The sequence below is a fragment of the Serratia surfactantfaciens genome, from assembly GCF_001642805.2.
Taxonomy (GTDB): domain Bacteria; phylum Pseudomonadota; class Gammaproteobacteria; order Enterobacterales; family Enterobacteriaceae; genus Serratia; species Serratia surfactantfaciens.
This window is the reverse complement of sequence record NZ_CP016948.1, coordinates 1,582,157-1,607,179: the sequence shown is the minus strand read 5'-3', so window position 1 is coordinate 1,607,179 and position 25,023 is coordinate 1,582,157. Positions and strand designations below refer to the sequence as shown.

26 protein-coding genes and 1 other annotated feature are annotated in these 25,023 nt (G+C 59.2%); of the genes, 4 read left to right on the top strand and 22 right to left on the bottom strand.

Annotated elements, in window-relative coordinates; genetic code table 11:
* Window positions 1-22: 22 nt before the first annotated feature.
* The 4 genes from ATE40_RS07690 to ATE40_RS07675 are packed head-to-tail and all read left to right on the top strand — an operon-like array spanning window position 23 to window position 3,669.
* A complete protein-coding gene (locus ATE40_RS07690) occupies window positions 23-1,060 on the top strand; it encodes a hemin-degrading factor (protein ID WP_063919352.1) in 1,038 nt (345 codons plus the stop codon).
* Window positions 1,057-1,887, top strand: coding sequence for a heme/hemin ABC transporter substrate-binding protein (locus ATE40_RS07685; protein WP_063919351.1), 831 nt, complete (start codon window positions 1,057-1,059; stop codon window positions 1,885-1,887). The genes ATE40_RS07690 and ATE40_RS07685 overlap by 4 nt, the downstream gene beginning before the upstream one ends.
* Complete coding sequence (locus ATE40_RS07680; protein WP_016927948.1) at window positions 1,887-2,891, top strand: FecCD family ABC transporter permease; 1,005 nt, start codon at window positions 1,887-1,889, stop codon at window positions 2,889-2,891. Before ATE40_RS07685 ends, ATE40_RS07680 begins: the two co-directional genes overlap by 1 nt.
* The gene (locus ATE40_RS07675; protein WP_019456014.1) at window positions 2,884-3,669 is read left to right on the top strand and encodes a heme ABC transporter ATP-binding protein; all 786 of its coding nucleotides are present in this window, start codon (window positions 2,884-2,886) and stop codon (window positions 3,667-3,669) included. The genes ATE40_RS07680 and ATE40_RS07675 overlap by 8 nt, the downstream gene beginning before the upstream one ends.
* 35 nt (window positions 3,670-3,704) lie before the next feature.
* Here the strand turns inward: ATE40_RS07675 and ATE40_RS07670 are convergent, their stop codons facing one another.
* The 22 genes from ATE40_RS07670 to infC all read right to left on the bottom strand — a co-directional run bounded on the left by ATE40_RS07670 (window position 3,705) and on the right by infC (window position 25,023).
* On the bottom strand, window positions 3,705-5,147 hold the full coding sequence (locus tag ATE40_RS07670; protein ID WP_063919350.1) for a protein adenylyltransferase SelO: 1,443 nt from the start codon (window positions 5,145-5,147) through the stop codon (window positions 3,705-3,707).
* Window positions 5,148-5,397: 250 nt separating this feature from the next.
* Window positions 5,398-6,129 (bottom strand): EAL domain-containing protein, encoded by a 732-nt coding sequence (locus tag ATE40_RS07665; protein WP_063919349.1) that lies wholly within the window; start codon window positions 6,127-6,129, stop codon window positions 5,398-5,400.
* A 514-nt stretch (window positions 6,130-6,643) separates the two neighbouring features.
* Complete coding sequence (locus tag ATE40_RS07660) at window positions 6,644-7,657, bottom strand: lipoate--protein ligase (RefSeq protein WP_063919348.1); 1,014 nt, start codon at window positions 7,655-7,657, stop codon at window positions 6,644-6,646.
* A 59-nt stretch (window positions 7,658-7,716) separates the two neighbouring features.
* On the bottom strand, window positions 7,717-8,181 hold the full coding sequence (locus tag ATE40_RS07655; RefSeq protein WP_016927954.1) for an NlpC/P60 family protein: 465 nt from the start codon (window positions 8,179-8,181) through the stop codon (window positions 7,717-7,719).
* 173 nt (window positions 8,182-8,354) lie between these two features.
* Window positions 8,355-8,747, bottom strand: a complete 393-nt coding sequence (gene arnF, locus ATE40_RS07650) for a 4-amino-4-deoxy-L-arabinose-phosphoundecaprenol flippase subunit ArnF (protein WP_019456018.1) — start codon at window positions 8,745-8,747, stop codon at window positions 8,355-8,357.
* Window positions 8,744-9,088, bottom strand: coding sequence for a 4-amino-4-deoxy-L-arabinose-phosphoundecaprenol flippase subunit ArnE (gene arnE / locus ATE40_RS07645; protein ID WP_025159699.1), 345 nt, complete (start codon window positions 9,086-9,088; stop codon window positions 8,744-8,746). Before arnE ends, arnF begins: the two co-directional genes overlap by 4 nt.
* Window positions 9,085-10,749 carry a lipid IV(A) 4-amino-4-deoxy-L-arabinosyltransferase gene (arnT, locus tag ATE40_RS07640; protein ID WP_063919347.1) on the bottom strand — a complete coding sequence of 555 codons (1,665 nt, stop codon included), beginning with the start codon at window positions 10,747-10,749 and terminating at the stop codon, window positions 9,085-9,087. The genes arnE and arnT overlap by 4 nt, the downstream gene beginning before the upstream one ends.
* Window positions 10,746-11,651: a 4-deoxy-4-formamido-L-arabinose-phosphoundecaprenol deformylase gene (gene arnD, locus ATE40_RS07635; RefSeq protein WP_019456021.1), complete on the bottom strand. Its 906-nt coding sequence runs from the start codon at window positions 11,649-11,651 to the stop codon at window positions 10,746-10,748. Before arnD ends, arnT begins: the two co-directional genes overlap by 4 nt.
* The gene (gene arnA / locus ATE40_RS07630) at window positions 11,648-13,630 is read right to left on the bottom strand and encodes a bifunctional UDP-4-amino-4-deoxy-L-arabinose formyltransferase/UDP-glucuronic acid oxidase ArnA (RefSeq protein WP_063919614.1); all 1,983 of its coding nucleotides are present in this window, start codon (window positions 13,628-13,630) and stop codon (window positions 11,648-11,650) included. Before arnA ends, arnD begins: the two co-directional genes overlap by 4 nt.
* Entirely contained in the window at window positions 13,630-14,610 is a 981-nt protein-coding gene (gene arnC / locus ATE40_RS07625) for an undecaprenyl-phosphate 4-deoxy-4-formamido-L-arabinose transferase (RefSeq protein WP_019456023.1), read from the bottom strand. The genes arnA and arnC overlap by 1 nt, the downstream gene beginning before the upstream one ends.
* Window positions 14,597-15,751 carry a UDP-4-amino-4-deoxy-L-arabinose aminotransferase gene (arnB, locus tag ATE40_RS07620; protein WP_063919346.1) on the bottom strand — a complete coding sequence of 385 codons (1,155 nt, stop codon included), beginning with the start codon at window positions 15,749-15,751 and terminating at the stop codon, window positions 14,597-14,599. The genes arnC and arnB overlap by 14 nt, the downstream gene beginning before the upstream one ends.
* Before the next feature lie 401 nt (window positions 15,752-16,152).
* Window positions 16,153-16,908: a vitamin B12 ABC transporter ATP-binding protein BtuD gene (gene btuD, locus ATE40_RS07615; protein WP_019456025.1), complete on the bottom strand. Its 756-nt coding sequence runs from the start codon at window positions 16,906-16,908 to the stop codon at window positions 16,153-16,155.
* Window positions 16,909-16,913: 5 nt separating this feature from the next.
* Complete coding sequence (locus ATE40_RS07610) at window positions 16,914-17,465, bottom strand: glutathione peroxidase (RefSeq protein ID WP_063919345.1); 552 nt, start codon at window positions 17,463-17,465, stop codon at window positions 16,914-16,916.
* Window positions 17,466-17,508: 43 nt separating this feature from the next.
* Window positions 17,509-18,516, bottom strand: coding sequence for a vitamin B12 ABC transporter permease BtuC (gene btuC, locus ATE40_RS07605; protein ID WP_063919344.1), 1,008 nt, complete (start codon window positions 18,514-18,516; stop codon window positions 17,509-17,511).
* 179 nt (window positions 18,517-18,695) lie between these two features.
* On the bottom strand, window positions 18,696-19,112 hold the full coding sequence (locus tag ATE40_RS07600) for a DUF2502 domain-containing protein (protein ID WP_063919343.1): 417 nt from the start codon (window positions 19,110-19,112) through the stop codon (window positions 18,696-18,698).
* A gap of 553 nt (window positions 19,113-19,665) precedes the next feature.
* Entirely contained in the window at window positions 19,666-19,962 is a 297-nt protein-coding gene (gene ihfA, locus ATE40_RS07595) for an integration host factor subunit alpha (RefSeq protein WP_004931414.1), read from the bottom strand.
* A gap of 4 nt (window positions 19,963-19,966) precedes the next feature.
* Window positions 19,967-22,354 (bottom strand): phenylalanine--tRNA ligase subunit beta, encoded by a 2,388-nt coding sequence (gene pheT / locus ATE40_RS07590; protein WP_019456029.1) that lies wholly within the window; start codon window positions 22,352-22,354, stop codon window positions 19,967-19,969.
* A 14-nt stretch (window positions 22,355-22,368) separates the two neighbouring features.
* Window positions 22,369-23,352, bottom strand: a complete 984-nt coding sequence (gene pheS / locus ATE40_RS07585) for a phenylalanine--tRNA ligase subunit alpha (RefSeq protein ID WP_025159697.1) — start codon at window positions 23,350-23,352, stop codon at window positions 22,369-22,371.
* Window positions 23,353-23,538: 186 nt separating this feature from the next.
* Window positions 23,539-23,661 (bottom strand) — a sequence feature (Phe leader region).
* On the bottom strand, window positions 23,613-23,657 hold the full coding sequence (pheM, locus tag ATE40_RS24910) for a pheST operon leader peptide PheM (protein WP_139074214.1): 45 nt from the start codon (window positions 23,655-23,657) through the stop codon (window positions 23,613-23,615). Its footprint overlaps the feature before it by 45 nt.
* Window positions 23,662-23,774: 113 nt before the next feature.
* Window positions 23,775-24,131, bottom strand: coding sequence for a 50S ribosomal protein L20 (rplT, locus tag ATE40_RS07580; protein WP_004931417.1), 357 nt, complete (start codon window positions 24,129-24,131; stop codon window positions 23,775-23,777).
* A 44-nt stretch (window positions 24,132-24,175) separates the two neighbouring features.
* A complete protein-coding gene (gene rpmI, locus ATE40_RS07575; RefSeq protein WP_004931418.1) occupies window positions 24,176-24,373 on the bottom strand; it encodes a 50S ribosomal protein L35 in 198 nt (65 codons plus the stop codon).
* A 98-nt stretch (window positions 24,374-24,471) separates the two neighbouring features.
* On the bottom strand, window positions 24,472-25,023 hold the full coding sequence (infC, locus tag ATE40_RS24105) for a translation initiation factor IF-3 (protein WP_048233542.1): 552 nt from the start codon (window positions 25,021-25,023) through the stop codon (window positions 24,472-24,474).

Below are 25,023 nucleotides of genomic sequence, written 5' to 3'. Positions count from 1 at the left end.
TCACAGCGCAGGAGAATCCCGCATGAGCAACACCCTGTACGAACGCTACCAACAGGCTAAAATCGACCATCCCGGCAAATACGCTCGCGATCTGGCGGCGCTGCTCGGCGTCAGCGAAGCGGAGCTGACGCACGCTCGCGTCGGCCACGACGCCCGCCGCCTGCAGGCCGACGCTCGCACCCTGCTCACCGAACTCGAGCAGGTGGGCGTCACCAAGTCCATCACTCGCAACAGCTATGCGGTGCATGAGCAGATGGGCCGCTACCGCAATCAGCACCTCAACGGCCACGCCGGGCTGATCCTCAACCCGCGCGAGCTGGATCTGCGTCTGTTCCTCAACCACTGGACCAGCGTCTTCGCCATGAGCGAAACCAACAAGCGCGGCGTGCGCCACAGCATCCAGTTCTTCGATCAACAGGGCGATGCGCTACACAAGGTCTACACCACCGAGGAAACCGATCTGCCGGCCTGGATGGCGCTGGTGGAACGCCACCTGAGCGATGAAAACCCGGCGCTGGCGCTGCAGCCCGCCGAGGCGAGCACCGCAGATGAAACGACGCAGGATCATGCCAAAATCGACGGTGAATGGCGCGCAATGACCGACGTTCACCAGTTTTTCCAGCTGCTCAGCCGCAACAAGCTGACGCGCCAGCAGGCATTCCGCGCCGTCGGCGACGATCTGGCCTATCAGGTGGACAACAGCGCGCTGTCGCAGCTGCTGGAAGCGGCGCAGCAACTGCAAAATGAGATCATGATCTTCGTCGGCAACCGCGGCTGCGTACAGATCTTCACCGGCCAGATCGAACGTCTGATGCCGCAGGAAGGTTGGATCAACGTGTTCAACCGCCGCTTCACGTTGCACCTGCTCGAAGACGCCATCGCTGAAAGCTGGATCACTCGCAAACCCACCAAGGACGGCATCGTCACTAGCCTGGAGCTGTTCGCCGCAGACGGCACGCAGATTGCGCAGCTGTACGGCCAACGCACCGAAGGCCAGCCGGAACAAACCCAGTGGCGCGAGCAGGTCGCCGCGCTTGCTCCCAAGGACATCGCCGCATGAAATCATCCTTGATCCGCCGCCTGGCGCTGATGATGGCGCTGACGCTGCCGCTCACTGCGGCAGCGGCGCAGCGCATCGTCTCGATCGGCGGCGACGTGACGGAAATCGCCTTCGCGCTCGGCGCCGGCGACGAAGTGATCGCCCGCGACAGCACCAGCCTGAATCCGGAAGCGGTGAAAAAGCTGCCTGACGTCGGCTATATGCGCCAGCTGAACGCCGAAGGCATTCTGGCGCTGAAGCCGACGCTGGTGTTGACGACCGAGCTGGCGCAGCCGGCGCTGGTGCTCAAACAGCTGGCGGACAGCGGCGTCAACGTGGTCAGCGTGCCGGGCGACACCACTCTGCAGGCGGTGCCGCAGAAAATCGCCGCGATCGCCGCCGCGTTGCAACGCATTGAGCAAGGCAAGCAGTTGAGCGAGCGCTATCAACAGCAGCTGGCGGCGGTCGATACCACTCCGCTGCCAGTCAAGGTGCTGTTTGTGATGAGCCACGGCGGCATTACGCCGATGGCCGCCGGGCAACACACCGCCGCCGACGCGGTGATCGCCGCCGCCGGCCTGAAAAACGCCATGCAGGGCTTTGACCGCTACCGCCCGCTGTCGCAGGAAGGCGTGATCGCCAGCGCGCCGGACCTGCTGCTGGTCACTACCGACGGCGTGCGCACCCTCGGCGGTGAGCAGCAGCTGTGGACGCTGCCGGGCCTGGCGCTGACGCCGGCGGGCAAACAGCGGCGCGTGTTGATCGTCGATGACATGGCGCTGCTGGGCTTCGGCCTGGAAACGCCGGCGGCGTTGGCCAAACTGCGTCACGCGGCGGAGCAAAAGTAATGCGCTGTCGCACCTCGCCGCAGCTGGCCATTATCGGCCTGCTGGTGCTGTTGACGCTGCTGGCGCTGGTCGCCGCCAATCTCGGCGCGCTGACGCTGTCGTTTCGCACTCTGTGGCGCGAACCGTTCAGCGATGCCGCCTGGCACATCTGGCTGAATATCCGCCTGCCGCGCGTGTTGCTGGCGGTGGTGATAGGCTGCGCGTTGGCGGTGTCCGGCGCGGTGATGCAGGGGCTGTTCCGCAACCCGCTGGCGGATCCGAGCCTGCTGGGCATCAGCAGCGGCGGCGCGCTGTTTGTCGCGCTGTTCATCGTGATGCCGCTGGCGTTGCCGGTGACGATCGCGCTGTACGGCCACATGCTGGCGGCGTTCCTCGGCAGCCTGCTGGTGTCGTTGTTGATCTACGGCATCAGCCGCAGCGGGCACGGCAATCTGTCGCGCCTGCTGCTGGCGGGCATCGCCATCAACGCCCTGTGCATGGCAGCCATCGGCGTGCTTTCTTACGTCAGCAGCGATCAACAGCTGCGCCAATTCTCGCTGTGGATGATGGGCAGCCTCAGCCAGTCGCAATGGCCGACGCTGGCCGTTTCCGCCTCGCTGATCCTGCCCACGGCGCTGCTGACGCTGCTGCAGGCGCGTCGGTTGAACCTGCTGCAGTTGGGAGACGAAGAGGCCCACTACCTTGGGGTGAACGTCCAGCGCGCCAAGCTGCAGCTGCTGCTGTTGAGCGCGCTGCTGATCGGCGCGGCGGTGGCGATGAGCGGCGTGATCGGCTTCGTCGGTCTGGTGGTGCCGCATCTGGTGCGCATGCGCCTCGGCGGCGATCACCGCTGGCTGCTGCCCTGCTCCGCACTGGGCGGCGCCTGCCTGCTGTTGGTCAGCGACACGCTGGCGCGCACGCTGGTGGCGCCGGCCGAAATGCCGGTGGGGCTGATGACCAGCCTGATCGGCGGTCCTTACTTCTTGTGGCTGGTGATGCGCCAGCGGGAGCGAACCGGTGGATAACGCCGCCTGCCTGACGGCCCGGGAGCTGCGCTACAGCCTCGGCGTGCGCCGCTTGATCAACGACGTTTCGCTGAGCCTCGCCAGCGGTGAGATGGTGGCGATTATCGGCCCTAACGGCGCCGGCAAATCGACGCTGCTGCGCTTGCTGACCGGCTATCTGACGCCGGACTGCGGCGAATGCCGGCTGCTTGACCGCCCACTGGAACACTGGGCGCCGCAGCAATTGGCCAAAGTCCGGGCCGTGATGCGCCAGTACAGCGATCTGGCGTTTCCCTTCAGCGTGGAAGAAGTGGTCAGCATGGGGCGGGCGCCGCACGGTAAACGCGACCAGCATCAGGCGATCCAACAGGTGATGGAACAAACCGACTGCCTGGCGCTGGCGCAGCGCGACTACCGTCAGCTTTCCGGCGGCGAACAGCAGCGGGTACAGCTGGCGCGGGTGTTGGCGCAGCTGTGGCAACCGCAGCCGTCACCCGCCTGGCTGTTTCTCGACGAGCCAACCTCGGCGCTGGATCTGTACCACCAGCAGCACACCCTACGCTTGCTGCGCTCGCTGACGCGCCAACAGCCGCTGGGCGTCTGCTGCGTGCTGCACGATCTCAATCTGGCCGCGCTGTACGCCGATCGCATTCTGCTGTTGCATCAGGGCCGCCTGGTGGCAAGCGGCACGCCGCAGGAGGTGCTGCAGGCAGACATTCTCACCCGCTGGTATCAGGCCGATCTCGGCGTGGTGCATCATCCCGAAGCGCCGCTGCCGCAGGTCTATCTGCGGCAATAAAAATTCAAGGGCGCCATTAGGCGCCCTTTTTCATCTCAGCTGGAGCAGGAAATCTCCAGATGCTTGCCCCAATCCGGCGGCAGCGCAGCGAGATCGTCATACTCCGGCGCCTCGTCGAACGGCCGCAGCAAGGCCTGATGCAAGCGCTGCAAACGGCCCGCGTCGTCTTTCTCGGCATCCTCAATCGCCTGTTGCGCCAGATAGTTGCGCAGAATCAAACGCGGGTTCACCGCCTTCATCGCCCGTTGCCGCTCCGCATCGCTCACCTGCTCCTGCTGCAGGCGCTGGCGATACTGCTGATACCAGGCGTCGAACGCCGCACGGTCGATAAACTCGTCGCGCAGCGGCGACTGCGCCTGCTGCTGCTCGGTGTCGCTCAACAGGCGGAACGTGCGGGTATAGTCTCGTCCTTCCTGCGCCATCAGGCTCAACAGGCCGGTAAGCACGTCGTTATCCTGCGCCGTCGGCGTGAAGAAGCCGAGTTTGGCGCGCATCTGTTCGCCATAGGCGCGCATCAGCGCCGGTTCATACGCCGCCAGCGCCTGCTGCAGCTGTTCGGTGCTCATCAACCCCGACAGGGTTTGCGCCAGGCGATGCAGGTTCCACAGCGCCACCGCCGGTTGATTGTCGAAAGCGTAGCGCCCCTGATGGTCAGAATGGTTACAGATATAGCCGGGCTGGTAGTCATCGAGGAAGCCGTAGGGGCCGTAATCGATGGTGATACCAAGAATCGACATGTTGTCGGTGTTCATCACGCCATGAGCGAAGCCGACGGTTTGCCAATGGGCGATCAGGCGCGCCGTGCGTTCGACCACGTCGGTAAACCACAACAGATAGCGATCGGCCTGATCCTGCAGCTGCGGCCAGTGACGAGCGATGACGAAATCCGCCAGCTGCCGCACCTGCTCCGGCTGTTTGCGGTAGTAAAAGTGTTCGAAGTGGCCGAAGCGCACATGGCTTTCCGCCACCCGCATCAGCATCGCGCCGCGTTCCGGCTGCTCGCGGAACACCGGTTGGCCGCTGGTGACGATCGTCAACGCCCGGGTGGTGGGGATCCCCAGATGATGCAGCGCCTCGGAGGCCAGAAACTCGCGGATAACCGAGCGCAGCACCGCGCGCCCATCCCCCATGCGCGAATACGGCGTCAGCCCGGCCCCCTTCAGGTGCCAGTCGCGATGGCTGCCGTCCGCCAGGCGCTGTTCGCCAAGCAAAATGCCGCGACCATCGCCCAGTTGCCCGGCCCAGACGCCGAACTGGTGGCCGCTGTACACCTGCGCCAGCGGCTGCATGCCCGGCAGCAGCGTTTCTCCCGCCCAAATCGGGGTTTTATCCTGAGTAAACCAGCTTTCATCCAGCCCCAGCTCGCGCGCCAGCGGCTCGCTATGGTACAGCAGGCGCGCATCCTTGAGCGGCGTCGGGTTCAGGGCGGTGTAAAAACCGGGTAACTGTTGGTAATAAGCGTTATCGAACTGCGGCATAGGCCCTCCGTTTCAGCGTAGTGTAGAGCCTGAACGGGCGGATTAACACCGAAGGAATGCAGGGAGAACGCATCCGCCTGTCGCCAGGACGGATGCGAGGGGGTGCGCTTCCCCCAACGAAGGAAGCGCGGTTTAACGCCGGCTGACAAACGCGGTTATCAGCAAAAAACGATGGTGAATAACGACGACGGAGTCAGGATAAACATCCCGCCATTATTTACCCATTGTGTGTAGTTTTTTATATCACTTCTTAATTATTGAATTCGCTGGGCATCGCCAGCAAAGATTGCAGATTATCCACACCAACGCTGGGCCATAAAAAACCTTGCAGGCCTAAAACACCGGCGTATCTGAGTTTATTAAAGTACTCTTTTTTCTCTATTCCTCCGACGATCACGCCTTTACACAACAGATTGATATTCTTTAACAACGAGTCGATGACGACGTCATACCCCTGATGGGTAAACAGTTGCCAATAAAAACGCTTATCAATCTTAACGTAGTCAAACAAGCCATCGTACAACGCGGTCAACGTTGCTTTGCCGGAACCAAAATCGTCGAGCCACAGCGTAAACATTTCGCTTAATCGCTGCACGCTCGGGTTGTTCTTCCCGGCTGAAAGATTCGGAAAACTCTCACTCATTTCAAATGCAATAAAAGGGTATTGCCTGATCCATTGGCACAGCGCCGGATCGGAAAGAATAAGCTCGACGATGGTTTCTTCGATATTGATGGTCAATTGCACGCTGTTACCGGTAAACCAGGCAGCATGCCGTTCCGCCAGTTTCAATTGTTCATTAAATAACTCAATCCTTTGTTCAGGGGCCAATAAATTAATCCCAATTTCGGCCGGCATGGCTAAATCACCGTCTAGACTGTTGAAACGGCTCAACATTTCCACCGCCAACAGGCTACCCTCCATTGAGTAAACAGGTTGAAAAACATAGCTACTAATAAAGTCAGCTTCGAGTTGGATGTTCATTTTTATGCCACAGGATGAATGGCTAGCGTATCATCGTATATCAATATATTTTATCGATCAATCCTTCTGGGATTAATCGGAAATATCAATGCAAATGCCCATGAAATATCATTTAATTGATAGATTAAAGCTATACGACAATCGTCAATGGCGCAAAGAAAAGCAGCCTGACTTATGCCTGTTTTCTCGGCCCGCGCGTTGAACGAAAAGATATTTGGCTTAAGTAGAATGGATAGTGGCAGGAATTTGACTTATCTCCTTTGTTTTAATTAAGAAAAATCTTAAATAAAGTAAAATAATCTTTCACCCGTAACGCCGATTTTTCCTGCCGTTAACGATGACTGATTAAATTTAATAACACATCAATTCCACCTGTTATTCGTCGCATTGAAAACGTAAAAAAGTGCCCACCTTGATTTTTAGAAAATCTACGCTACGCCCTGGCACATCGCCGGATTCAGGGATAAAAAAAGGGATGAGCACGCTCATCCCTTCATCCTCGCCAGCCTGCCGGTCAGCGGATTGTTTCGCTCAGCCATTGCCGCAGCTCGCTCAATTCGGCCGCCTGTTGCGGATAGTCCGCCATCAGACGATCACAGCACGCGGAAACCGGCTCGCTGCGGTATGAGCAGCCCACCAGCGCCTCCGCCAGCCGCTGCAGCGGAGCAGGATTCAAGCTGTCGGTGAACAGCTGCGCGCGGACAATGACCCCCTTCTCCACATCGAAGAACAGGTCCACGCCGCCCCAGACGAAGCGTTCGTTCAGCAGGTGACTGAATGCCGGCGCTTTGCCAAAATTCCATTCCCAGCTGCTCTGTTTGGCGAACTGCGCGGCAAAATCGGGCAGATCGGGCAGCGCATCCGGCGAAATGATCTCCGGTTCGGCCGTTTCGCCATAGTGGGCGAAGAAGGCCTGCGCGATCGCCTCGCACACCTGCTCATGGTTGATGCCCGGCAAAAACTCCGCCAGATTGGCGACGCGCGAACGCACCGAGGCGATGCCCTTGGCCTGCAGTTTTTTGGGATCCGGATTCAGATAGTCCGCCAGCCGCTCCAGATCGGCGTTCAGCAGCAGCGTGCCGTGATGGAAACCGCGATCCTGCGTTTCGCGATAGGCCGAACCGGAGATTTTACGCGGCCCGTCGGCGGTTTCCATTACCAGGTCGTTGCGGCCCGAGGCGTCGGCGGTAACCCCCAACTGCCGCAACGCTTGCAGAATGATGTTGGTCGAGACGCTTTTGTCGTAACCCGGCTTGCCGGCCATAAAGGTAAAGCAGGTGTTGCCCAGGTCATGAAATACCGCCCCGCCGCCGCTGCTGCGCCGCGCCAGCCGAATGCCGTCCTGCTCCATGCGTCGGGTGTTGCACTCTTTCCAGGGGTTCTGCGACTGGCCAATCACCACCGTTTCGGCGTTACGCCACAGGAAGAGGATTTTTTGCGTGGTCATTTCGCGGAAGATGCACTCTTCCACCGCCAGGTTGAACCAGGGATCGTAGGAGTCGGAGATCAGTAAACGCAGGCTGTTCATGGCAGGCACCGTTCAAAACACGTGATGCCGCCATGATACACCAAATCAACGGGTTAAGGCTAAATGCGTCGCGCCTGCCAGTACACCCGCTTCCAGTAGACGTTATCGAGCGAGGAACGGATCACCCCGCGGCTGGTCGAAGCGTGGATAAATTGGTCGTTGGTATCGTAGATGCCGACGTGCAGGCCGTTCTCGCCACCGCCGGTCTTGAAAAACACCAGATCGCCCGGCATCAGCTCATCGCGCGAGACTTTGGTGCCCAGCGAGGTTTGCTCTTCGGTCGAACGGGGCAGCTGCATGTCGAAACGATCGCGGAACGTGCGGTAAACGAAGCCGGAACAATCCACGCCGCCGCGATCCAGACCGCCATAGCGGTAAGGTGTGCCGTACCACTGGCGCAGCTGCTCATTGAGCTGGGCCACCACCACGATCGAATCCGCCAGGCGGCCGCTGGGCGGCGGCGCATGGCTGCTGCAACCGGCGAGAATCAAACTGGCTAATAAAAACCACACACGCATCCGCATAATATCCCTTCATTGAACACGCTGCCGCATTATGCCAATCGGCACACCACCACCGCCTGCGAGGCAAAGCCGGCATCATGTAAGGAGAGCGCTATTTGGCGTAATTTATCTCCCGCACGGGGAAAAAGGCAAGCGCCATGAGGGAGATAATAGCAGGATCGCCGGTTTTGACCCTATTCCGGCGATTTCGTCTCGGATTTGCTGTTAATCAGCCAGACGCCGAACAGAATAAACAGCGTGCCCAACGTTTTCAGCAGCGTAGCGGATTCGTTAAACCACGGCAGGATCACCGCCGCCAGATAGACCAGCGCGTAGCTGACGCTCAGCAGAGGATAAGCGCGGTTTAACGGCAGGTGGCGCAGCGCAAAGAACCAACACAGCATCGACAACGCATAACCGAAGATGCCGCCGCCCACTGCCAGCAACGGCAGCCAGTAGTCGCCGATCAACGCCAACGAGACGTCGGCGAACGACATCAGCGGGATTTGCACCATGCCCCACTTCATCAGCAACTGCGCCAGCGTCACCAGCAGCACGCTGGCAGCGCCCCAGGCATAGCCCCTCATGAATGCACGCTCATCAGCAGGATCCCCAACATAATCGACGCCACGCCGCACCAATGGCGCGGGGTCGTTGGCTCATGAAACAGCCAACGCGCCGCCAGTGTCACCATCACGAAATTCAGGCTCAGCATCGGGTAAGCCAGGCTGAGCGGCAGGCGTTGCAGCACATTGAGCCACACCGCCATGCCCAGCCCCAGCAACAACACCGCCAGCGCCAGCCAGCGCAGCGTCTGCTTCAGCCGCGCCTCGCCGGCCTGTTCCCAACAGTGCGCCGCCTGCTTCTGGCACAGCTGCCCACCACAGGTGAGCAGACTGACCACTATCACCAACAGAAAACCCATCATGGTTGCTGTTTATACCACATCAGCACCAGACGATTCATGCGATCCACCTTGTCTGCGGCAGGCAGTTCCTGCGGCAACGCTTCGCCGCGGGACAGCTGCAGCACCAGCGACACGTTCCCCTGCTTACGCGCCTGCGCCAGCCACTGCGGGAAGTCGGCGTCGCTGATCAGGTGCCCCTTGGCGTCCGGATACTCCAGACCATAGGCCACCTCGCCTTTCTGGCTGTACATCAGCACGTCGCTGCGCTTCAGCTCCCAGGCCAGGCCGGCCGCCACCCCGACGCTGTCGGTCAGCACATAACGGCTGTTGCCCAGCTCGGCCATCGTGGCGCGCGCGAAGTTCTGCGGCAGTTTGGAGTCGGTCACCTGCTGCGGAATCGCGTAACCGATCACCAGACACAACAGCACCGGGCAAGCCGCCGCCCAACGCCATTGACGGCCGTTATCGCGTACGGAGACCAGCGCGAACAGCAGCCAGCCGCCGAAGGCGACCAGGCCGAGAACCACTTTTGGCCACTCCTGCGGGGTAAATAGATGCGCTTTCGGCAGCAAACCGGAGATCAACACCACCAGCGCCACGATGCCGATCAGCCCGAACAGGCCGTTCAGCCAGGCGTTGGCCTTAAACAACTTGGTGCGCAGCGTAGCGGCGTAGTCTTCCGCATAGGCGGTCATCAGCAGCGCCAGCGGCGCCATGCACGGCAGAATGTAGGTCGGCAGCTTGCCTTTGGCGATGCTGAAGAAGATCAACGGCATCATCGCCCAGCTCAGCAGGAAGAACAGCTCCGGGCGCTGCACGCGCTCACGCCAGCCTTTGAGCAGCGCACCGGGCAGCAGCGCCAGCCACGGCAGCACCGCCGCCAGCAGGATCGGCAGGTAATACCAGAACGGCGCCTTGTGCTGAGCGTTATCTTCGGCGAAACGCTGAATGTGCTCGACCCAGAAGAAGTAATTCCAGAAATCGGGTTCACGCTGCGCGATCGCCAGCGCCCACGGCAGGCTGAGCAGCGTGGCGGTTACGATCGCCACCGGGCCGTAGAACAGCAGATCCTTGATGCGTCGTTGCTGAATGACGATCGGGATCACCGCGATCACCGGCACCGCCAGCGCCAGGAAGCCCTTGGTCATAAAGCCCATGCCGCAGGCCAGCCCCAGCAGCGCGTAAGCGCCCAGTTTGCCTTTGACCGAGGTGGCTTTCAGCGTCAGATAGTAGCTGACCATCGCCGCCGCCAACCACAGCGAAATCATCGGATCGAGCACGCTGTAGGTGCCGATGCTGAATACCAGCACCATCGACAGGAACATCAGCGTCGCCAGGCTGGCGCGGCGCGCATTGCGCCACATCAGCATCGCCAGCGCGAACACCAGCAATGCGGTCATGCCGGTGCTGAACACCGAGCCGAAGCGCACCGCAAAGTTGTTTTCGCCGAACAGCCATTGGCTGATGTTATTGAACCAGTAACCCGCTACCGGCTTTTCGAAATAACGCAGCCCCAGCAGATGCGGCACCACCCAATCGCCGCGCTGCAGCATCTCACGGCTGATCTCGGCATAACGCGTCTCGTCCGGCTGCCACAGCAGGCGACCGTTCAGCGGGATCAGGTAAACCAGAGCAAAAAAAACGGCCAGCACAATGGCCCAGGATCCTTTTAGCGCCTTCATGTAACGTCCTTCACATCGGTTTGACAGCCCAGCCAACCTTCGCGGCCGGGGAAAGGAGCGCGCTTGATGCGGCCCAACGGCAGTGACGCCAAATCTTGCGGCAACAGCGCGCTCAGCGGGCAGAATTCGATGCCCTGCTGCCGTGCGCGTTGCAATAACTGTTCGAACATCGCCGCTTGCGACATGCCTTCCACTTCGGTGTGAATGGTGTACACCGGTACGCCGCTATCGTTCTCGATGGCGCGCAGAATGTAGTCGTTGAAGTCGGCCATGCTCACTTCGCTGCCGATCACCTCGTCGAAAGTCGGCAACGTCACCGGGATCTGCACCGTACCGTGACGCCCGTCGCTCAGCACCGGGCGGAACGGATGGGTGCCGCGGCAATCGCTGTTGTAATGGAAGCCGAAGCGCTGCTTGACCTCCAGCACGCGCGTATCGGCACGCCAGCCCGCCACGGCGGAGCATTTCACCGGCCGACCGGTGCAGGCGCTCAGAGCGTCGACGCCCAATTGCACCTGTTCGGTCAACTGCGCCTCGCTCCACTTGCCGACCTTGGCCTGCCAGCCCTGGTGATCCCAGGCGTGCAGCCCGACTTCATGACCGGCTTCGGCGGTGCGCTTCATCAGCGGCCCCAACGCGCGCGAAATATTGCGCCCCGGCCAGGCGGTGCCGGCCAGCAGAATGTCCAGGCCGTACAGCGAGGCGGCATTCGAACGCAGCATTTTCCACAGAAATTTCGGACGCAAAAGGCGCCAAAGATGGCGCCCCATGTTGTCCGGTCCCACGCTGAAGAAGAAGCTGGCCTGAATGTCGTACTTTTCGAACAGGTCCAGCAACTGCGGCACCCCTTCACGGGTGCCGCTGAAGGTATCTACATCAACCCGCAGACCGACTTTCTTCATGCACCGTTCCCTTCCTGAACGGTAGTGCGCAGGAAGTAGTCCAGCGTATCGGCGACGGTTTGCTTCATCTCGATGGTCGGCTGCCAGTCCAGCAGGCGGCGCGCGTTCTTGATGCTCGGCGTGCGATGCTCGACGTCCTGGTAACCTTTACCGTAGTAGCTGCTGCTCTCCACATCCTTGAAGCCGGCAAACGGCGGGAAGCGGTCGCGCAGCGGGTGGTTGTTGAAGCTTTCCAACAGCATTTCCGCCAGCTCGCGAATGCTCGCTTCGTTGGTCGGGTTGCCGATGTTGACGATCTGGCCGTCGCACAGGCCGTCGCGGTTCTCGATGATGCGGAACAGCGCTTCGATGCCGTCGTTGATGTCGGTGAAGCAACGTTTCTGCGCGCCACCGTCCATCAGTTTGATCGGCGAACCTTCCACCAGGTTGAGGATCAGTTGGGTAATGGCGCGGGAAGAACCGATACGCGCGGCGTCCAGGTTATCCAGACGCGGCCCCATCCAGTTGAACGGACGGAACAGCGTGAACTTCAGGCCTTCTTTGGCGCCGTAGGCCCAGATCACCCGATCCAGCAGCTGTTTGGAAACCGAGTAGATCCAGCGCTGTTTGTTGATCGGCCCGACGATCAGACGCGAATGATCTTCATCGAACTCTTTGTCGTCGCACATGCCGTACACTTCGGAAGTGGACGGGAAGATGATGCGCTTGTTGTATTTCACACAGTCGCGAACGATCTTCAGGTTCTCTTCGAAGTCCAGCTCGAACACGCGCAGCGGGTTGCGGGTGTATTCGATCGGCGTCGCGATCGCCACCAGCGGCAGCACCACGTCGCATTTCTTGATGTGATACTCGATCCACTCGGAATGGATGCTGATGTCGCCTTCCACGAAGTGGAAACGCGGGTTGTCGAGGAAGCGGCTGATGGCATCAGAGCCGATGTCCAGACCGTAGATGTCATAACGATCGTCGCGCAGCAGGCGCTCGGTCAGGTGGTTACCGATGAAACCGTTGACCCCGAGGATCAGCACGCGGGTGCGGCGCTTCATCACGGCATTCGGCTTGGCGGCCAGACGCACGTCGGTGACGATGCCCATTTCCTGCGCCAGGCGGCTGCCCTGTACATACAGGCCGCTTTCGTTCTGACCGGCGACGATCTCCAGCGCGCCTTCGCCACAAGCGATGACCAGCGGCGCGGTGCTCAGCACGGTGCCCGGTTGCTTATCGTGTTGGGTATCCAGCACGCGAGAGCGCCAGACGATCAGCTTGCGCTGGCCGAGGTAGCTGAAGGCCCCCGGGTACGGTTCGGTGACGGCGCGCACCAGGTTGTTGATCTCTTTGGCGGATTTGTGCCACAGGATCTCGCCGTCCGCCGCGGTGCGGCGACCGAAGTAGCTGGCCTGGGACTCATCCTGCTTGGTGAAGCTGGCGGTGCCGTTCTTCAGCTTCGGCAGCTGCTCTTTCAATACGGCCTGCGCGGCTTCCAGCACTTTTTTGTGCAGCGTCAACGCGGTGTCGTTGTCGGCGATGGTCACTTTCTGCTGACCAACGATGTCGCCGGCATCCGGGCGCTTCACCATCTTGTGCAGCGTGGCGCCGGTTTCGGTTTCGCCATTCACCAACGCCCAGTTCACCGGCGCGCGGCCACGGTAGCGCGGCAGCAGCGAACCGTGCAGGTTGAAACCGCCCAGCGGCGCCAGCGACAGGATCTCGTCGCTCAGCATGTGACGGTAATAGAACGAGAAGATCACGTCCGGCTGCAGTTCGCGAATGCGATCAACCCACAGCGGGTGGTTCACATCTTCCGGCGCGTAGACCGGCAGATCCAATTCGGCGCCCAAACGGGCCACGGAGGAGAAGAAGTTGTTCTCACCAGGGTCATCAGTGTGCGTGAATACGGCCTGCACGTCATAACCCGCCTCAGTCAGCGCTTTCAGACCTGCGCAGCCAATATCATGGTAAGCAAATACAATAGCTTTCATCATTCTTCTTCCTGAGTATTGTGGTCTTGCTGTACGCCGACCACTTTCTGAACAAAATAGCGAGGACGTGCGCGCACGTCGGTATAGATGCGGCCGATGTATTCACCCAGTAGCCCCATGCCAACAAACTGGGCGCCGATAAAGGTGAACAGGACGGCGAAGAGGGTGAACACGCCGCCGGCGGCCCATTCAGGACCCAGCAGCAGACGCAGCGCAATCAGCACCAGCGCCAGCACGAAACCGGACAGCGCCACGATGCTGCCGACCACGCTGAGCAAACGCAGCGGCGTGGTGGTCAGGCAGGTGATCAGGTCGTACATCAGGTTGATCAGCTTCATCAGGCTGTATTTGGAATCGCCAAACTCGCGCTCGGCGTGGCGCACTTCGATTTCGGTGGTGCGACGGGCGAAGGTGTTCGCCAGAATAGGGATGAAGGTGCTGCGTTCATGACAGTGCAGCATCGCCTCCACGATATGACGACGATAGGCGCGCAGCATGCAGCCGTAGTCCCCCATCGACTTGCCGGTGGCGCGTTGAATCATCATGTTGATCACCCGCGAGGCGCTTTTGCGGAACCAGGAGTCCTGACGGTTGGCGCGCACGGTGCCCACTACGTCATAGCCCTCTTCCGCCACGCTGACCAAGCGCGGGATCTCTTCCGGCGGGTTCTGCAGATCGGCGTCCAGCGTAATCACCAGATCGCCGGTCACCTGGTTGAAACCGGCCATAATGGCCGAGTGCTGGCCATAGTTGCGGTTCAGCAGGACGGCGATCACGTGGCTGTCCGGCTTTTCCGCCGCTGCGGTCAGCATGTCAGCGGAGTTGTCGCTGCTGCCATCGTCGACGAGGATGATTTCATAAGGCTGAGACAACTGCTTACAGGCGGCGGTAGTACGCTCCAGCAACGCCGGCAAACTTTCCTGCTCGTTGTATACCGGGATGACTATCGACACTTTTTTAATCGGTTCAACGCGAGACACGTAAAGACTCCACAACAGAAGACAAGGCATTGACCACGCGATCGACATCGGCGTCGGTCATATCAGGGAATAGCGGTAAGGTGCACAGCCGCGCCGAGTTCCATTCGGTGTTCGGCAAAGAAAGCTGCGGATAACGCTCACGGTAGAATTTCTGGGTATGGGCGGCGCGGAAATGCAGCCCGGTGCCGACGCCAACCTCCTTCAGGCGCTCCATCAGCTGGTCGCGATCGATGCCGCAGCGTTCTGGATCGACGCGGACCATAAACAGGTGCCAGGCGTGTTCATGCGGGTAATCCGGCACGCCCAACGGTTGGAACGGCGAACCTTCCAGCGCCTTCAGGTAGCGCTGCGCCAGCGCTTTACGTCGCGCGTTCAGCTCAGCGAAGCGCGACAGTTGCACCACGGCGATCGCCGCGTGAATGTCGGACAGGTTGTATTTGTAACCCGGCTCCACCACTTCGGCCTGCGGTTTGCGGCCGAGCTGTTGGCGGTCGAAGGCATCGACGGCCAGACCGTGGAATTTCAGGCAACGCAGGCGATCCGCCAGCGCATCGTCGTCGGTGGCGATCAGGCCGCCTTCGGCGCAGGTCACGTTTTTAATCGCGTGGAACGAGAAAATCGCCGTGCCGCGTGCGCCGACCCATTCGCCGTTGTAACGCGTACCGACCGCGTGAGCGGCGTCTTCGATCAACGGCAGACGGTGGCGTTCGGCCACGGCGCGCAGCGCGTCCATCTGCAGGGGAGCCCCGGCGTAATGCACCGGAACGATCGCTTTGGTTTTCGGGGTGATGGCGGCCTCGACATCGGCGGCGCTGACCATCAGCGTATCACGGTCAACGTCGATCATCACCGGCGTGGCGCCCAGCAGCTCGATCATGTTGAGGGTGGAAACCCAGGTTTGCGAGGGGGTGATGACTTCGTCGCCGGGACCGATGCCCAGCGCCATCAGCGTGATGTGCATGCCCGCGGTGGCGGAACTGACGGCGATGGCGTGCTTACAACCGAAGGTGGAACAGAAGTCGCTTTCCAATTGCTGGTTTTGCGGCCCGGTGGTGATCCAACCTGAACGCAACACTTTCTCTACCGCGGCGATTTCTTCATCGCCAATGGCCGGGCGAGAGAAAGGCAAAAATTGATCCATAGTTAACCCCAAACGTATCGAACTGCTTTTGATGACACTGTAAATCCCTTTCGTTTAACGAATATTAAACGCCAGAGAAGAATCGTTTCCGTGGATTAACTGCCAATGTAAGGCCGCAAGCTTAACTAAACCTTAAGACGAGACTTGTCATCAGTGGGTTAACTGATTGGTGGGTGTCGCCATCATCAATTTAAAATCATTATTAAAATCAATTTATTATGTTTTTAAATAATTATTTACTTATTTTATTTTTGCCGAATCAAGCGTAGCACGTCATCGACGTTTTTCAAGAAAATCGACGAGAAAATGAGAGGCAGCACAATATTGGTCAATGCTTACCCCGCTATTTATATTCACTATGTTTAGTTTTCGTTTATGTTGTGGAACGCTGGCGGAGAAATCTAAGCCGTTTTGGTCATGATCCAACGCTGTTCTCCCACCCATTGCAGGTGGAAATCCACTTCGTAGATCTGCGACAGCAGTGCGGGCGCCATCACCTCACGCGTCACGCCCTGCGCCACCAGCCGCCCGGCGTGCAGCAACCAAACCCGATCGGCTTGCTGCAAGGTATGATTCAGATCGTGCGCGCACACCAGAGCGCTGCGCCCGCTCTGGCAAAACTCCCGCAGCAGGCGATCCAGCGCAACTTTCTGCGCCACGTCCAGGCTGTTGGTCGGTTCATCCAACAGCAACAGCCGACTGTGCGGATTGACGCTGGGCCACACCTGCAACAGCACCGCCGCCAGCCGCACCCGCTGCCATTCGCCGCCAGAAAGCTGCGTCAGCATGCGCGACAGCTTATCCGCCAGCTTCAGGCGCTGGCACAGATAGAGGATGGCGTGCTCCACATCAGTTTGCGGCGCTGCCGCGGGCCGATGCAACGCCAAATACTGAAATACCGGCATCAGCGACACCGGCGGCTGTTGCTGGCTGAGGTAACCGCGCCGGCATGCCAGTTCGCTCCCCGAATAATCGGACAGCGCGCGTTCGTTCAGGCGGACCTCGCCCAGCCCCGGCAACATGCCCGCCACCCGCGCCAACAGGGTGCTCTTCCCCGCGCCGTTCGGGCCGATCAGATGGACCTGCAACCCGCCGTCAATCTGTGCCGAAAAAGGCGCCAGGCGCCCCGCCACGCCAACCTCAACGAGCTGCAGCATCCGTCTTATCCCGCCAGCGCTTGTTTCACCGCCGCCACCAGCGCCGGATCTTCCGGCGTAGTGTCAGGCGAGAAGCGCTGGATCACCGTACCGTCGCGCGCGACGAGGAATTTCTCGAAGTTCCACAGAATATCGCCGGCTTGCTTCGGCGCGCGGCCTTTGCTGGTCATCCGCGCCAGGAATTCGCTGCCCTCTGGGGCGGTGGCCTCCGGCTGCGCGGCAATCAGCGCCTGATACAGCGGATGGCGCTGGTCGCCGTTCACCTCAATCTTGGCAAACATCGGGAATTGCACGCCGAAGGTGCCACGGCAAAACGCCAGGATCTCTTCGTTGCTGCCCGGCTCCTGGCCCAGGAATTCATTGGACGGGAACCCCAGCACTTCCAGGCCCCGATCGCGATAGGTTTCGTACAGCGCTTCCAGCCCTTCGTACTGCTTGGTCAGGCCGCACTCCGAGGCCACATTGACCACCAGCAGCACCTTGCCCTGATAGGCGCCCAACGTGGTGGCCTGATTTTCGATGGTTTGTAACGGCAGGTTGTAGATTGGCTTGCTCATCGGTTGTCATCCTTTAGTTTTAATCGCAGGTGAATGAAGAAAACTACCTTACGCCTTTTGCCCGGGTCAGTAACCAGATAAATAGCGGCGCCCCCAGCGTGGCGGTCACCACGCCGATCGGCAATTCGGCCGCCAGTAGCGCAACGCGGGCGATCACATCGGCCACCAGCAATACGCCGGCTCCCGCCAGCGCACAGGCCGGCAGCAGATAGCGTTGGTCGGTCAGGCCGGTGAGCCGCAGAATATGCGGGATCACCAGCCCGACGAAGCCGATCACGCCGGCAAGCGCCACGCTGACACCGACCAGCCAGCCGATCGCCAGCACCAGCAGATTGCGCCACACATGCAGCGACAGCCCGAGCTGCCGCGCCTGCACTTCGCCCAGCGCCATCAGATTGAGCGCTCGGCCCTGGCCGCACAGCCACAGCAGCACCGGCAACAACGCCAGCACCAGCCACTTTTGACGCCAGTCGACACCGCCGAAACCGCCCATCATCCAGTACATCAGCTGCCGCAGATCGAGGCTGGTGCTGAAATAGACCGCCCAGGTCATCAGCGCGCTGCACACGATGCCCAGCGCTACGCCAACCAGCAACAGCCGCGCATTGGTCAGGCGCCGCCGGCGAGCAAACCACAGCAGCAAGAAAGTCATCACCAGCGCGCCGGCTATCGCGGCGGCGCTCATCAGCGCCACCGGCAGCAGACCGTGGCCCAACAATACCGTCAGCACCAGCGCTACGCCGGCGCCGTTCGCCACGCCCAGCAGGCCTGGTTCCGCCAGTGGGTTTTCAAACAGCGCCTGCATCACCGCACCCGCTACCGCCAGGGCGGCGCCAACCAGCATCACCGCCAGCGCGCGCGGCAAACGCAGTTGCCAGACAAACAGCTGCGCCCGATCGCTGAACCACGCCGACGGCCATATCCATTGATCCCCGGCGCACAGGCTGAACAACAACGCCACCGCCACGCCCAACGCCAACAGCATGACCTGGCGTTTGTCGCGGTAACGTTGGTGTTGCAACAGTAAGGTGAAGGTACGGCTGGTTGGCATGGCGCGGCGGTTCCCTGCCGGCCGCTATGGTGGCCGGATAATTGACGTCTGAATCGAATATTAGGGGGTTAACGCCGCAAGGGGAAGCCTTGCGTTGGCGATGGCGCAGGAAAGCAGCGGCTGGCCCTGCCCGTCATCGCAACGATGATGGCAAAACCAGCCGCCGATAAACTCAGGGGTTAACGATGCGGGCCAGGGTTGCCTTGCGGATAAGGCTGGCCGCGGCCGTCATCGCCACGACTATGATCGCCGCGATCGTCATGACGCCGGTCATGGTCGCGATTATCGCGATCGCCGTGGAACGGATTGCCGCTGCGCGCCGGCTCGCGATGCTCATACCCGCGCGGTGGCGAAGGTTGCCAACGCCCGCCGTCCCAGTACAAGCCACGCGCATTGCGCTCGCCGAGGCCACGCCCCTGATGCGCATGCCACCATTGCGGTGGACGCCAGTCGTAGCCATCCCAGTAGTAACCGCGGCGGTCCTGATCCCCCAGATGCAGGGAAACGCCCGGTACGTTGATATCGACGGACACATCGGCCTGCGCCGCCAAAGGCAGCAACAGAGGGAAACACACCAGCAACAGGATCTTTTTCATTTTGCCTTCTCACTCTATTTTTCTTGCTGCAGTGGTTATATCAGTGCGTTTATTTAGCGACTATCTCACCGATGCCTATTTTCAGATCGTTTTCGACGGCCTTACACAATCCCTACACTGTTTGCCACCGCCTTTAATTATCATAGTCGCTGACAAGGCTTAACAAATAACTGACGCCGCTTAAGCCGCGCGACAATTATAATTAAGTGGATTCCCACCGGAGGATAATAGGATGATTAAACGTATAGGTATGCTGCTGGCCGTGGTGGCCCTGGCCTCAACCCTCAGTGCCTGCTGCTGGGGTCCACACTGGGGCGGTGGTCACCGCGGCGATGGCCCTGGCCATTATTATGGTCGTTATTGAAGAGAGAAATAAAATTACCACCCAAGAAAAATAAGATATAAGAATATTCCGCAATTAAGATTAAATAAATTTTCGCCGTAGTGATTTAATAAATATATTTAATCTCTACCTGCTCGATTAGGAATAAACTGAATTTTGCCCCAAAAAAGAAAAAGGCCGCGCAAGCGGCCTTTTTTGATGTCACGTCACTCACCCTTTCGGGCTGGCGTTTTCTACCCGGCTTTTCAGCTTCTGACCCGGACGGAAAGTCACCACGCGGCGCGCCGTAATCGGAATGTCTTCGCCGGTCTTCGGGTTGCGCCCCGGACGTTGGTTCTTGTCACGCAGATCAAAGTTGCCAAAACCCGACAGTTTTACCTGTTCACCGTTCTCAAGGGCCCGACGGACCTCTTCGAAGAACAGTTCCACCAGGTCTTTGGCGTCCCGTTTGCTAAGCCCAAGCTTCTCAAACAGGTGTTCTGACATTTCAGCTTTAGTAAGCGCCATAGGTTCAATCCCTCAAGGATGCTTGGAATCGCTGTTTTAGAGCCTCTACGCATTTTGCAACGGTAGCGGCTATCTCCTCTTCTTCCAGTGTACGAGCGGTATCCTGCAATACCAGACTGATAGCCAGGCTCTTGTCACCTTCTGCCACGCCCTTGCCACGGTACACGTCAAACAAGTTTACGCCAACTACCTGATTTGCGCCAACTTTCTTACACTCGGCCAAAATATCTTCTGCGGGGACGTTTTCAGCCACCACAATGGCGATATCACGGCGGTTTGCCGGGAAGCGCGAAATCTCCCGCGCCTGAGGCACAGCGCGGCTCGCAAGCTTGTTCCACTCCAGTTCAAACACCACGGTGCGGCCGTTAAGATCCAGTTTACGTTCAAGTTCCGGGTGAACCACACCGATGAAACCTACGCGTTCGCCGTGCAAATAAATCGCCGCACTTTGCCCTGGATGCAGGGCCGGATTGGCTTCCGCCCGGAACTGAATTTCGGATAATTTACCGGTCAGTTCGAGGACAGACTCCAGATCCCCTTTTAAATCATAGAAGTCGACGGGCTTGCGCGCCAGATCCCAATGTTCATCGTGCGTATGGCCGGCGATCACCCCCGCCAGCATGACGTCCTGGCGGATACCCAGATCTGCCGCACTATCAGGCACAAAGCGCAGGCCGCTTTCGAACAGACGCAGACGCGTCTGCTGGCGGTTCTGGTTATACACCACCGCAGACAGCAGGCCGGTCCACAGCGACAGACGCATCGCCGACATTTCTACCGAAATCGGGCTTGGCAGGATCAGCGCTTCTTCATTCGGGTGCAACAGCGCCTGCACCTTCGGATCGACGAAGCTGTAGGTGATCGCTTCCTGATAACCGTGATCGACCAGCATGGTCTTCACGCGCTTCAGCGTCAGATCGGCTTCGCGATGCTGGGTCATCACCAGATCGGCGCGGACCGGCACATCCGGGATGTTGTCGTAACCGTAAACGCGCGCCACTTCTTCCACCAGATCTTCTTCGATCTCCATATCGAAACGCCAGCTCGGCGCGACCGCTTGCCAGCTGTCGCCCTGCTCGGTCACCTGGCAACCCAGGCGGCGCAGAATGTCGCTGACCTGCTCGCTCGGCACCACGTGGCCGATCAGGCGATCCAGTTTCTCGCGGCGCAGCGTGATGGTGGCGCGCTTCGGCAGTGCGTTCTCGTGGGTCACGTCGATAATCGGGCCGGCCTGGCCGCCGCAAATATCGAGCAGCAGGCGCGTGGCACGCTCCATCGCTTTGTACTGCAGCGCCGGATCGACACCGCGCTCATAGCGGTGAGAAGCGTCGGTGTGCAGGCCGTGACGGCGCGCGCGGCCGGTGATCGACAGCGGGCTGAAGAAGGCGCATTCCAGCAGCACGTCCTGAGTTTCCCCGTTAACGCCGGAATGCTCGCCGCCGAAGATACCACCCATCGCCAACGCTTTTTGATGATCGGCGATCACTAAGGTGTCGGCGTTCAGTTTGGCTTCACTGCCGTCCAGTAGCGTCAGCGTTTCCCCTTCTTCCGCCATGCGCACCACGATGCCGCCGTCGATGCGGCTCAGATCGAAAGCGTGCATCGGCTGGCCAAGCTCCAGCAGCACATAGTTGGTGACGTCAACCACCGCATCGATAGAGCGGATGCCGCAGCGACGCAGTTTTTCACGCATCCACAGCGGGGTTGGCGCGGTGACGTCGATACCTTTCACCACGCGGCCCAGATAGCGCGGGCACGCCTGCGGCGCGTCAACGCGGATCGGCAGCGTGGCGTCGATGGTGGCAGCCACCGGGCTCATATCCGGCTCGGTCAGCGCAACCTGGTTCAGTACGCCCACATCGCGCGCGACGCCGATGATGCCCAGACAGTCGGCGCGGTTCGGCGTGACGCTGATTTCGATGGTGTTGTCGTTCAGCTGCAGATAGTCACGGATGTCGGTGCCGATTGGCGCATCCAGCGGCAGCTCGATAATGCCGTCATGATCGTCGGAAATGCCCAGCTCGGAGAACGAGCACAGCATGCCTTCCGAAGGTTCGCCGCGCAGCTTGGCGGCCTTGATTTTGAAGTCGCCCGGCAGCACCGCGCCCACGGTGGCGACCGCCACTTTCAGGCCGGTACGGCAGTTCGGCGCGCCGCAGACGATGTCCAACAGGCGATCGCCGCCGACGTTGACCTTAGTGACGCGCAGTTTGTCGGCGTTCGGGTGCTGGCCGCACTCGACCACTTCACCCACCACAACGCCGTTAAACGCGCCGGCGACCGGATCCACACCGTCCACTTCCAGGCCGGCCATGGTGATTTGATCGGATAATGCTTCGCTGCTGATGGCCGGGTTTACCCACTCGCGCAACCAGAGTTCACTGAATTTCATGTGATATTCCCGCCTTACTTAAACTGTTTGAGGAAACGCAGATCGTTTTCGAAGAATGCGCGCAGATCGGTGACGCCGTAACGCAGCATCGTCAGGCGCTCCATGCCCATGCCGAAGGCGAAGCCGGAGTAGACTTCCGGATCGATGCCGACGTTGCGCAGCACGTTCGGATGCACCATGCCGCAGCCCAGCACTTCCAGCCACTTGCCATTCTTGCCCATCACGTCCACTTCAGCGGACGGCTCGGTGAACGGGAAATAGGACGGACGGAAACGAACCTGCAGGTCTTCTTCAAAGAAGTTGTTCAGGAAGTCGTGCAGCGTACCCTTCAGGTTGGTGAAGCTGATGTCTTTATCGACGATCAGTCCTTCCATCTGGTGGAACATCGGGGTGTGAGTCTGATCGTAGTCGTTACGATAAACGCGGCCCGGCGCAATGATGCGGATCGGCGGCTGTTGGTTCTTCATGGTGCGGATCTGCACGCCGGAGGTCTGGGTGCGCAGCAGGCGCGTGGCGTCGAACCAGAAGGTATCGTGATCGGCGCGCGCCGGGTGGTGCCCCGGGATGTTCAGCGCGTCGAAGTTATGATAATCGTCTTCAATCTCCGGGCCGGTGGCCACGGAGAAGCCAAGCTCGCCGAAGAAGGTTTCGATACGGTCGATGGTGCGGGTCACCGGATGCAGACCGCCGTTTTCCATACGGCGGCCCGGCAGGGAAACGTCGATGGTTTCAGCCGCCAGGCGCGCGTTCAGCGCGGCGCTTTCCAGCGTGTTCTTACGTGCGTTCAGCGCGTCCTGCACCTCTTGCTTGGCCTGGTTGATCACCGCGCCGGCCGCCGGACGGTCTTCCGCCGGTACGTCGCGCAGAGACTGCATCTGCAAGGTGAAATGACCTTTCTTGCCAAAATATTCGACGCGCACCAAATCTAACGCGGCAACATCCTGGGCATCTTCTACGGCTGCCTTGGCATTGGCAACCAGCTCTGCGAGATGTGGCATTGCTTTCCTCTTCCTCTGGCCGGGATGGCCCTAAGTAATTGTTATCTATATTCGAACACGCCTTTGACCATTATTCAAAGACTTTTCAATACGTTGCCGACCGGTCGGCTCGCCTGCGCGCCGCATGGCCCGCGTTGCGTCTGCCGCCCTCACCGCAACGCCTGGCAAGGCGGGACGATGGCCAAAAACAAAAAAGCCTCCACGAGGGAGGCTTAGGCGCTACTTTTCGTTTCTTTTCTTACGCGCAAAGCCTCCTGAAATCAGGCGCTAAAGTAAAAAAAGAAACGAAAAAGAGCTGCGTGCATGATTGCGGTACCTTGTCGATGATTGTCCACCAGTGATATAGCGGCGGCCAATGAAAGTCAATATTTGTCGCTGAAAACAAAGATTAAAAGAGGGAGCAAGCTCCCTCTTCTACTGACTTACGCCAGAGCTGCTTTCGCTTTCTCAACCAGTGCGCCGAAGGCCACTTTGTCGAAGACTGCGATGTCAGCCAGGATCTTACGGTCAATTTCGATCGAAGCTTTTTTCAAGCCGTTGATGAACTTGCTGTAAGACAGACCGTTCTGACGAGCAGCTGCGTTGATACGTGCAATCCACAGCTGACGGAACTGACGCTTACGTTGACGACGGTCACGGTAAGCATACTGACCTGCTTTGATTACTGCCTGGAAGGCAACACGATATACGCGCGAACGGGCACCGTAGTAGCCTTTCGCCTGCTTCATGATTTTCTTGTGACGTGCGCGTGCAATTACACCACGTTTTACGCGAGCCATATGCTCTCTCCTAAAGTCTTATTCTAAATTCAAAAAAAAATGGCTTATGCGTACGGCAGGCACGCGGTAACCAGGACCAGATCGTTTTTAGACACCATGCCTTTCGGACGCAGGTGACGTTTACGCTTGGTTGCTTTTTTGGTCAGAATATGACGCAGGTTGGCATGTTTACGCTTAAAACCACCGCTGCCGGTCTTTTTGAAGCGCTTGGCTGCACCACGTACAGTTTTAATCTTTGGCATTTTAATTAAATCCACTTCGCATTGTTAAACAACGAATCAGTTGGGCGAATAAAACCCACACAGCGCAAGCGCCGCGCGGGTTCCATTACTTGTAAGCCTTACTGTTTCTTCTTAGGAGCGAGCACCATAATCATCTGGCGGCCTTCGATCTTCGTAGGGAAGGATTCGACCACTGCCAGATCCATATCTTCACACAGGTCTTTACGGACGCGGTTAAGCACTTCCATACCGATCTGCTGGTGCGCCATCTCACGCCCACGGAAACGCAGGGTGATTTTGGCTTTATCGCCATCTTCCAGAAAGCGAATCAGGTTGCGTAGTTTGACCTGATAGTCGCCATCATCGGTGCCAGGACGGAATTTGATTTCCTTGACCTGAATAACTTTTTGCTTCTTCTTCTGTTCTTTCGTCGACTTGCTCTTCTCGTAGAGGAATTTGCCGTAATCCATGATTCGGCAAACTGGCGGTTCGGCATTTGGGCTGATTTCTACTAAATCAACGCCCGCTTCCTCAGCTTTTTCAAGAGCTTCATTCAGACTGACGATACCAATCTGCTCGCCATCGACGCCGGTTAGGCGAACTTCTTGCGCGCGAATTTCTCTGTTAATGCGATTAGGACGCGCCGGTTGAACTCGTTTTCCGCCTTTAAT

What these genes read in the sequence shown, in the direction of transcription:
- ATE40_RS07690 (WP_063919352.1), top strand. Translation starts at nt 23, where the DNA reads ATGAGCAACACCCTGTACGAACGCTACCAACAGGCTAAAATCGACCAT.
- ATE40_RS07685 (WP_063919351.1), top strand. Translation starts at nt 1,057, where the DNA reads ATGAAATCATCCTTGATCCGCCGCCTGGCGCTGATGATGGCGCTGACG.
- ATE40_RS07680 (WP_016927948.1), top strand. Translation starts at nt 1,887, where the DNA reads ATGCGCTGTCGCACCTCGCCGCAGCTGGCCATTATCGGCCTGCTGGTG.
- ATE40_RS07670 (WP_063919350.1), bottom strand. Translation starts at nt 5,147, where the DNA reads ATGCCGCAGTTCGATAACGCTTATTACCAACAGTTACCCGGTTTTTAC.
- ATE40_RS07665 (WP_063919349.1), bottom strand. Translation starts at nt 6,129, where the DNA reads ATGAACATCCAACTCGAAGCTGACTTTATTAGTAGCTATGTTTTTCAA.
- ATE40_RS07660 (WP_063919348.1), bottom strand. Translation starts at nt 7,657, where the DNA reads ATGAACAGCCTGCGTTTACTGATCTCCGACTCCTACGATCCCTGGTTC.
- ATE40_RS07655 (WP_016927954.1), bottom strand. Translation starts at nt 8,181, where the DNA reads ATGCGGATGCGTGTGTGGTTTTTATTAGCCAGTTTGATTCTCGCCGGT.
- arnF (WP_019456018.1), bottom strand. Translation starts at nt 8,747, where the DNA reads ATGAGGGGCTATGCCTGGGGCGCTGCCAGCGTGCTGCTGGTGACGCTG.
- arnE (WP_025159699.1), bottom strand. Translation starts at nt 9,088, where the DNA reads ATGATGGGTTTTCTGTTGGTGATAGTGGTCAGTCTGCTCACCTGTGGT.
- arnT (WP_063919347.1), bottom strand. Translation starts at nt 10,749, where the DNA reads ATGAAGGCGCTAAAAGGATCCTGGGCCATTGTGCTGGCCGTTTTTTTT.
- arnD (WP_019456021.1), bottom strand. Translation starts at nt 11,651, where the DNA reads ATGAAGAAAGTCGGTCTGCGGGTTGATGTAGATACCTTCAGCGGCACC.
- arnA (WP_063919614.1), bottom strand. Translation starts at nt 13,630, where the DNA reads ATGAAAGCTATTGTATTTGCTTACCATGATATTGGCTGCGCAGGTCTG.
- arnB (WP_063919346.1), bottom strand. Translation starts at nt 15,751, where the DNA reads ATGGATCAATTTTTGCCTTTCTCTCGCCCGGCCATTGGCGATGAAGAA.
- btuD (WP_019456025.1), bottom strand. Translation starts at nt 16,908, where the DNA reads ATGCTGCAGCTCGTTGAGGTTGGCGTGGCGGGGCGCCTGGCGCCTTTT.
- ATE40_RS07610 (WP_063919345.1), bottom strand. Translation starts at nt 17,465, where the DNA reads ATGAGCAAGCCAATCTACAACCTGCCGTTACAAACCATCGAAAATCAG.
- btuC (WP_063919344.1), bottom strand. Translation starts at nt 18,516, where the DNA reads ATGCCAACCAGCCGTACCTTCACCTTACTGTTGCAACACCAACGTTAC.
- ATE40_RS07600 (WP_063919343.1), bottom strand. Translation starts at nt 19,112, where the DNA reads ATGAAAAAGATCCTGTTGCTGGTGTGTTTCCCTCTGTTGCTGCCTTTG.
- ihfA (WP_004931414.1), bottom strand. Translation starts at nt 19,962, where the DNA reads ATGGCGCTTACTAAAGCTGAAATGTCAGAACACCTGTTTGAGAAGCTT.
- pheT (WP_019456029.1), bottom strand. Translation starts at nt 22,354, where the DNA reads ATGAAATTCAGTGAACTCTGGTTGCGCGAGTGGGTAAACCCGGCCATC.
- pheS (WP_025159697.1), bottom strand. Translation starts at nt 23,352, where the DNA reads ATGCCACATCTCGCAGAGCTGGTTGCCAATGCCAAGGCAGCCGTAGAA.
- rplT (WP_004931417.1), bottom strand. Translation starts at nt 24,131, where the DNA reads ATGGCTCGCGTAAAACGTGGTGTAATTGCACGCGCACGTCACAAGAAA.
- rpmI (WP_004931418.1), bottom strand. Translation starts at nt 24,373, where the DNA reads ATGCCAAAGATTAAAACTGTACGTGGTGCAGCCAAGCGCTTCAAAAAG.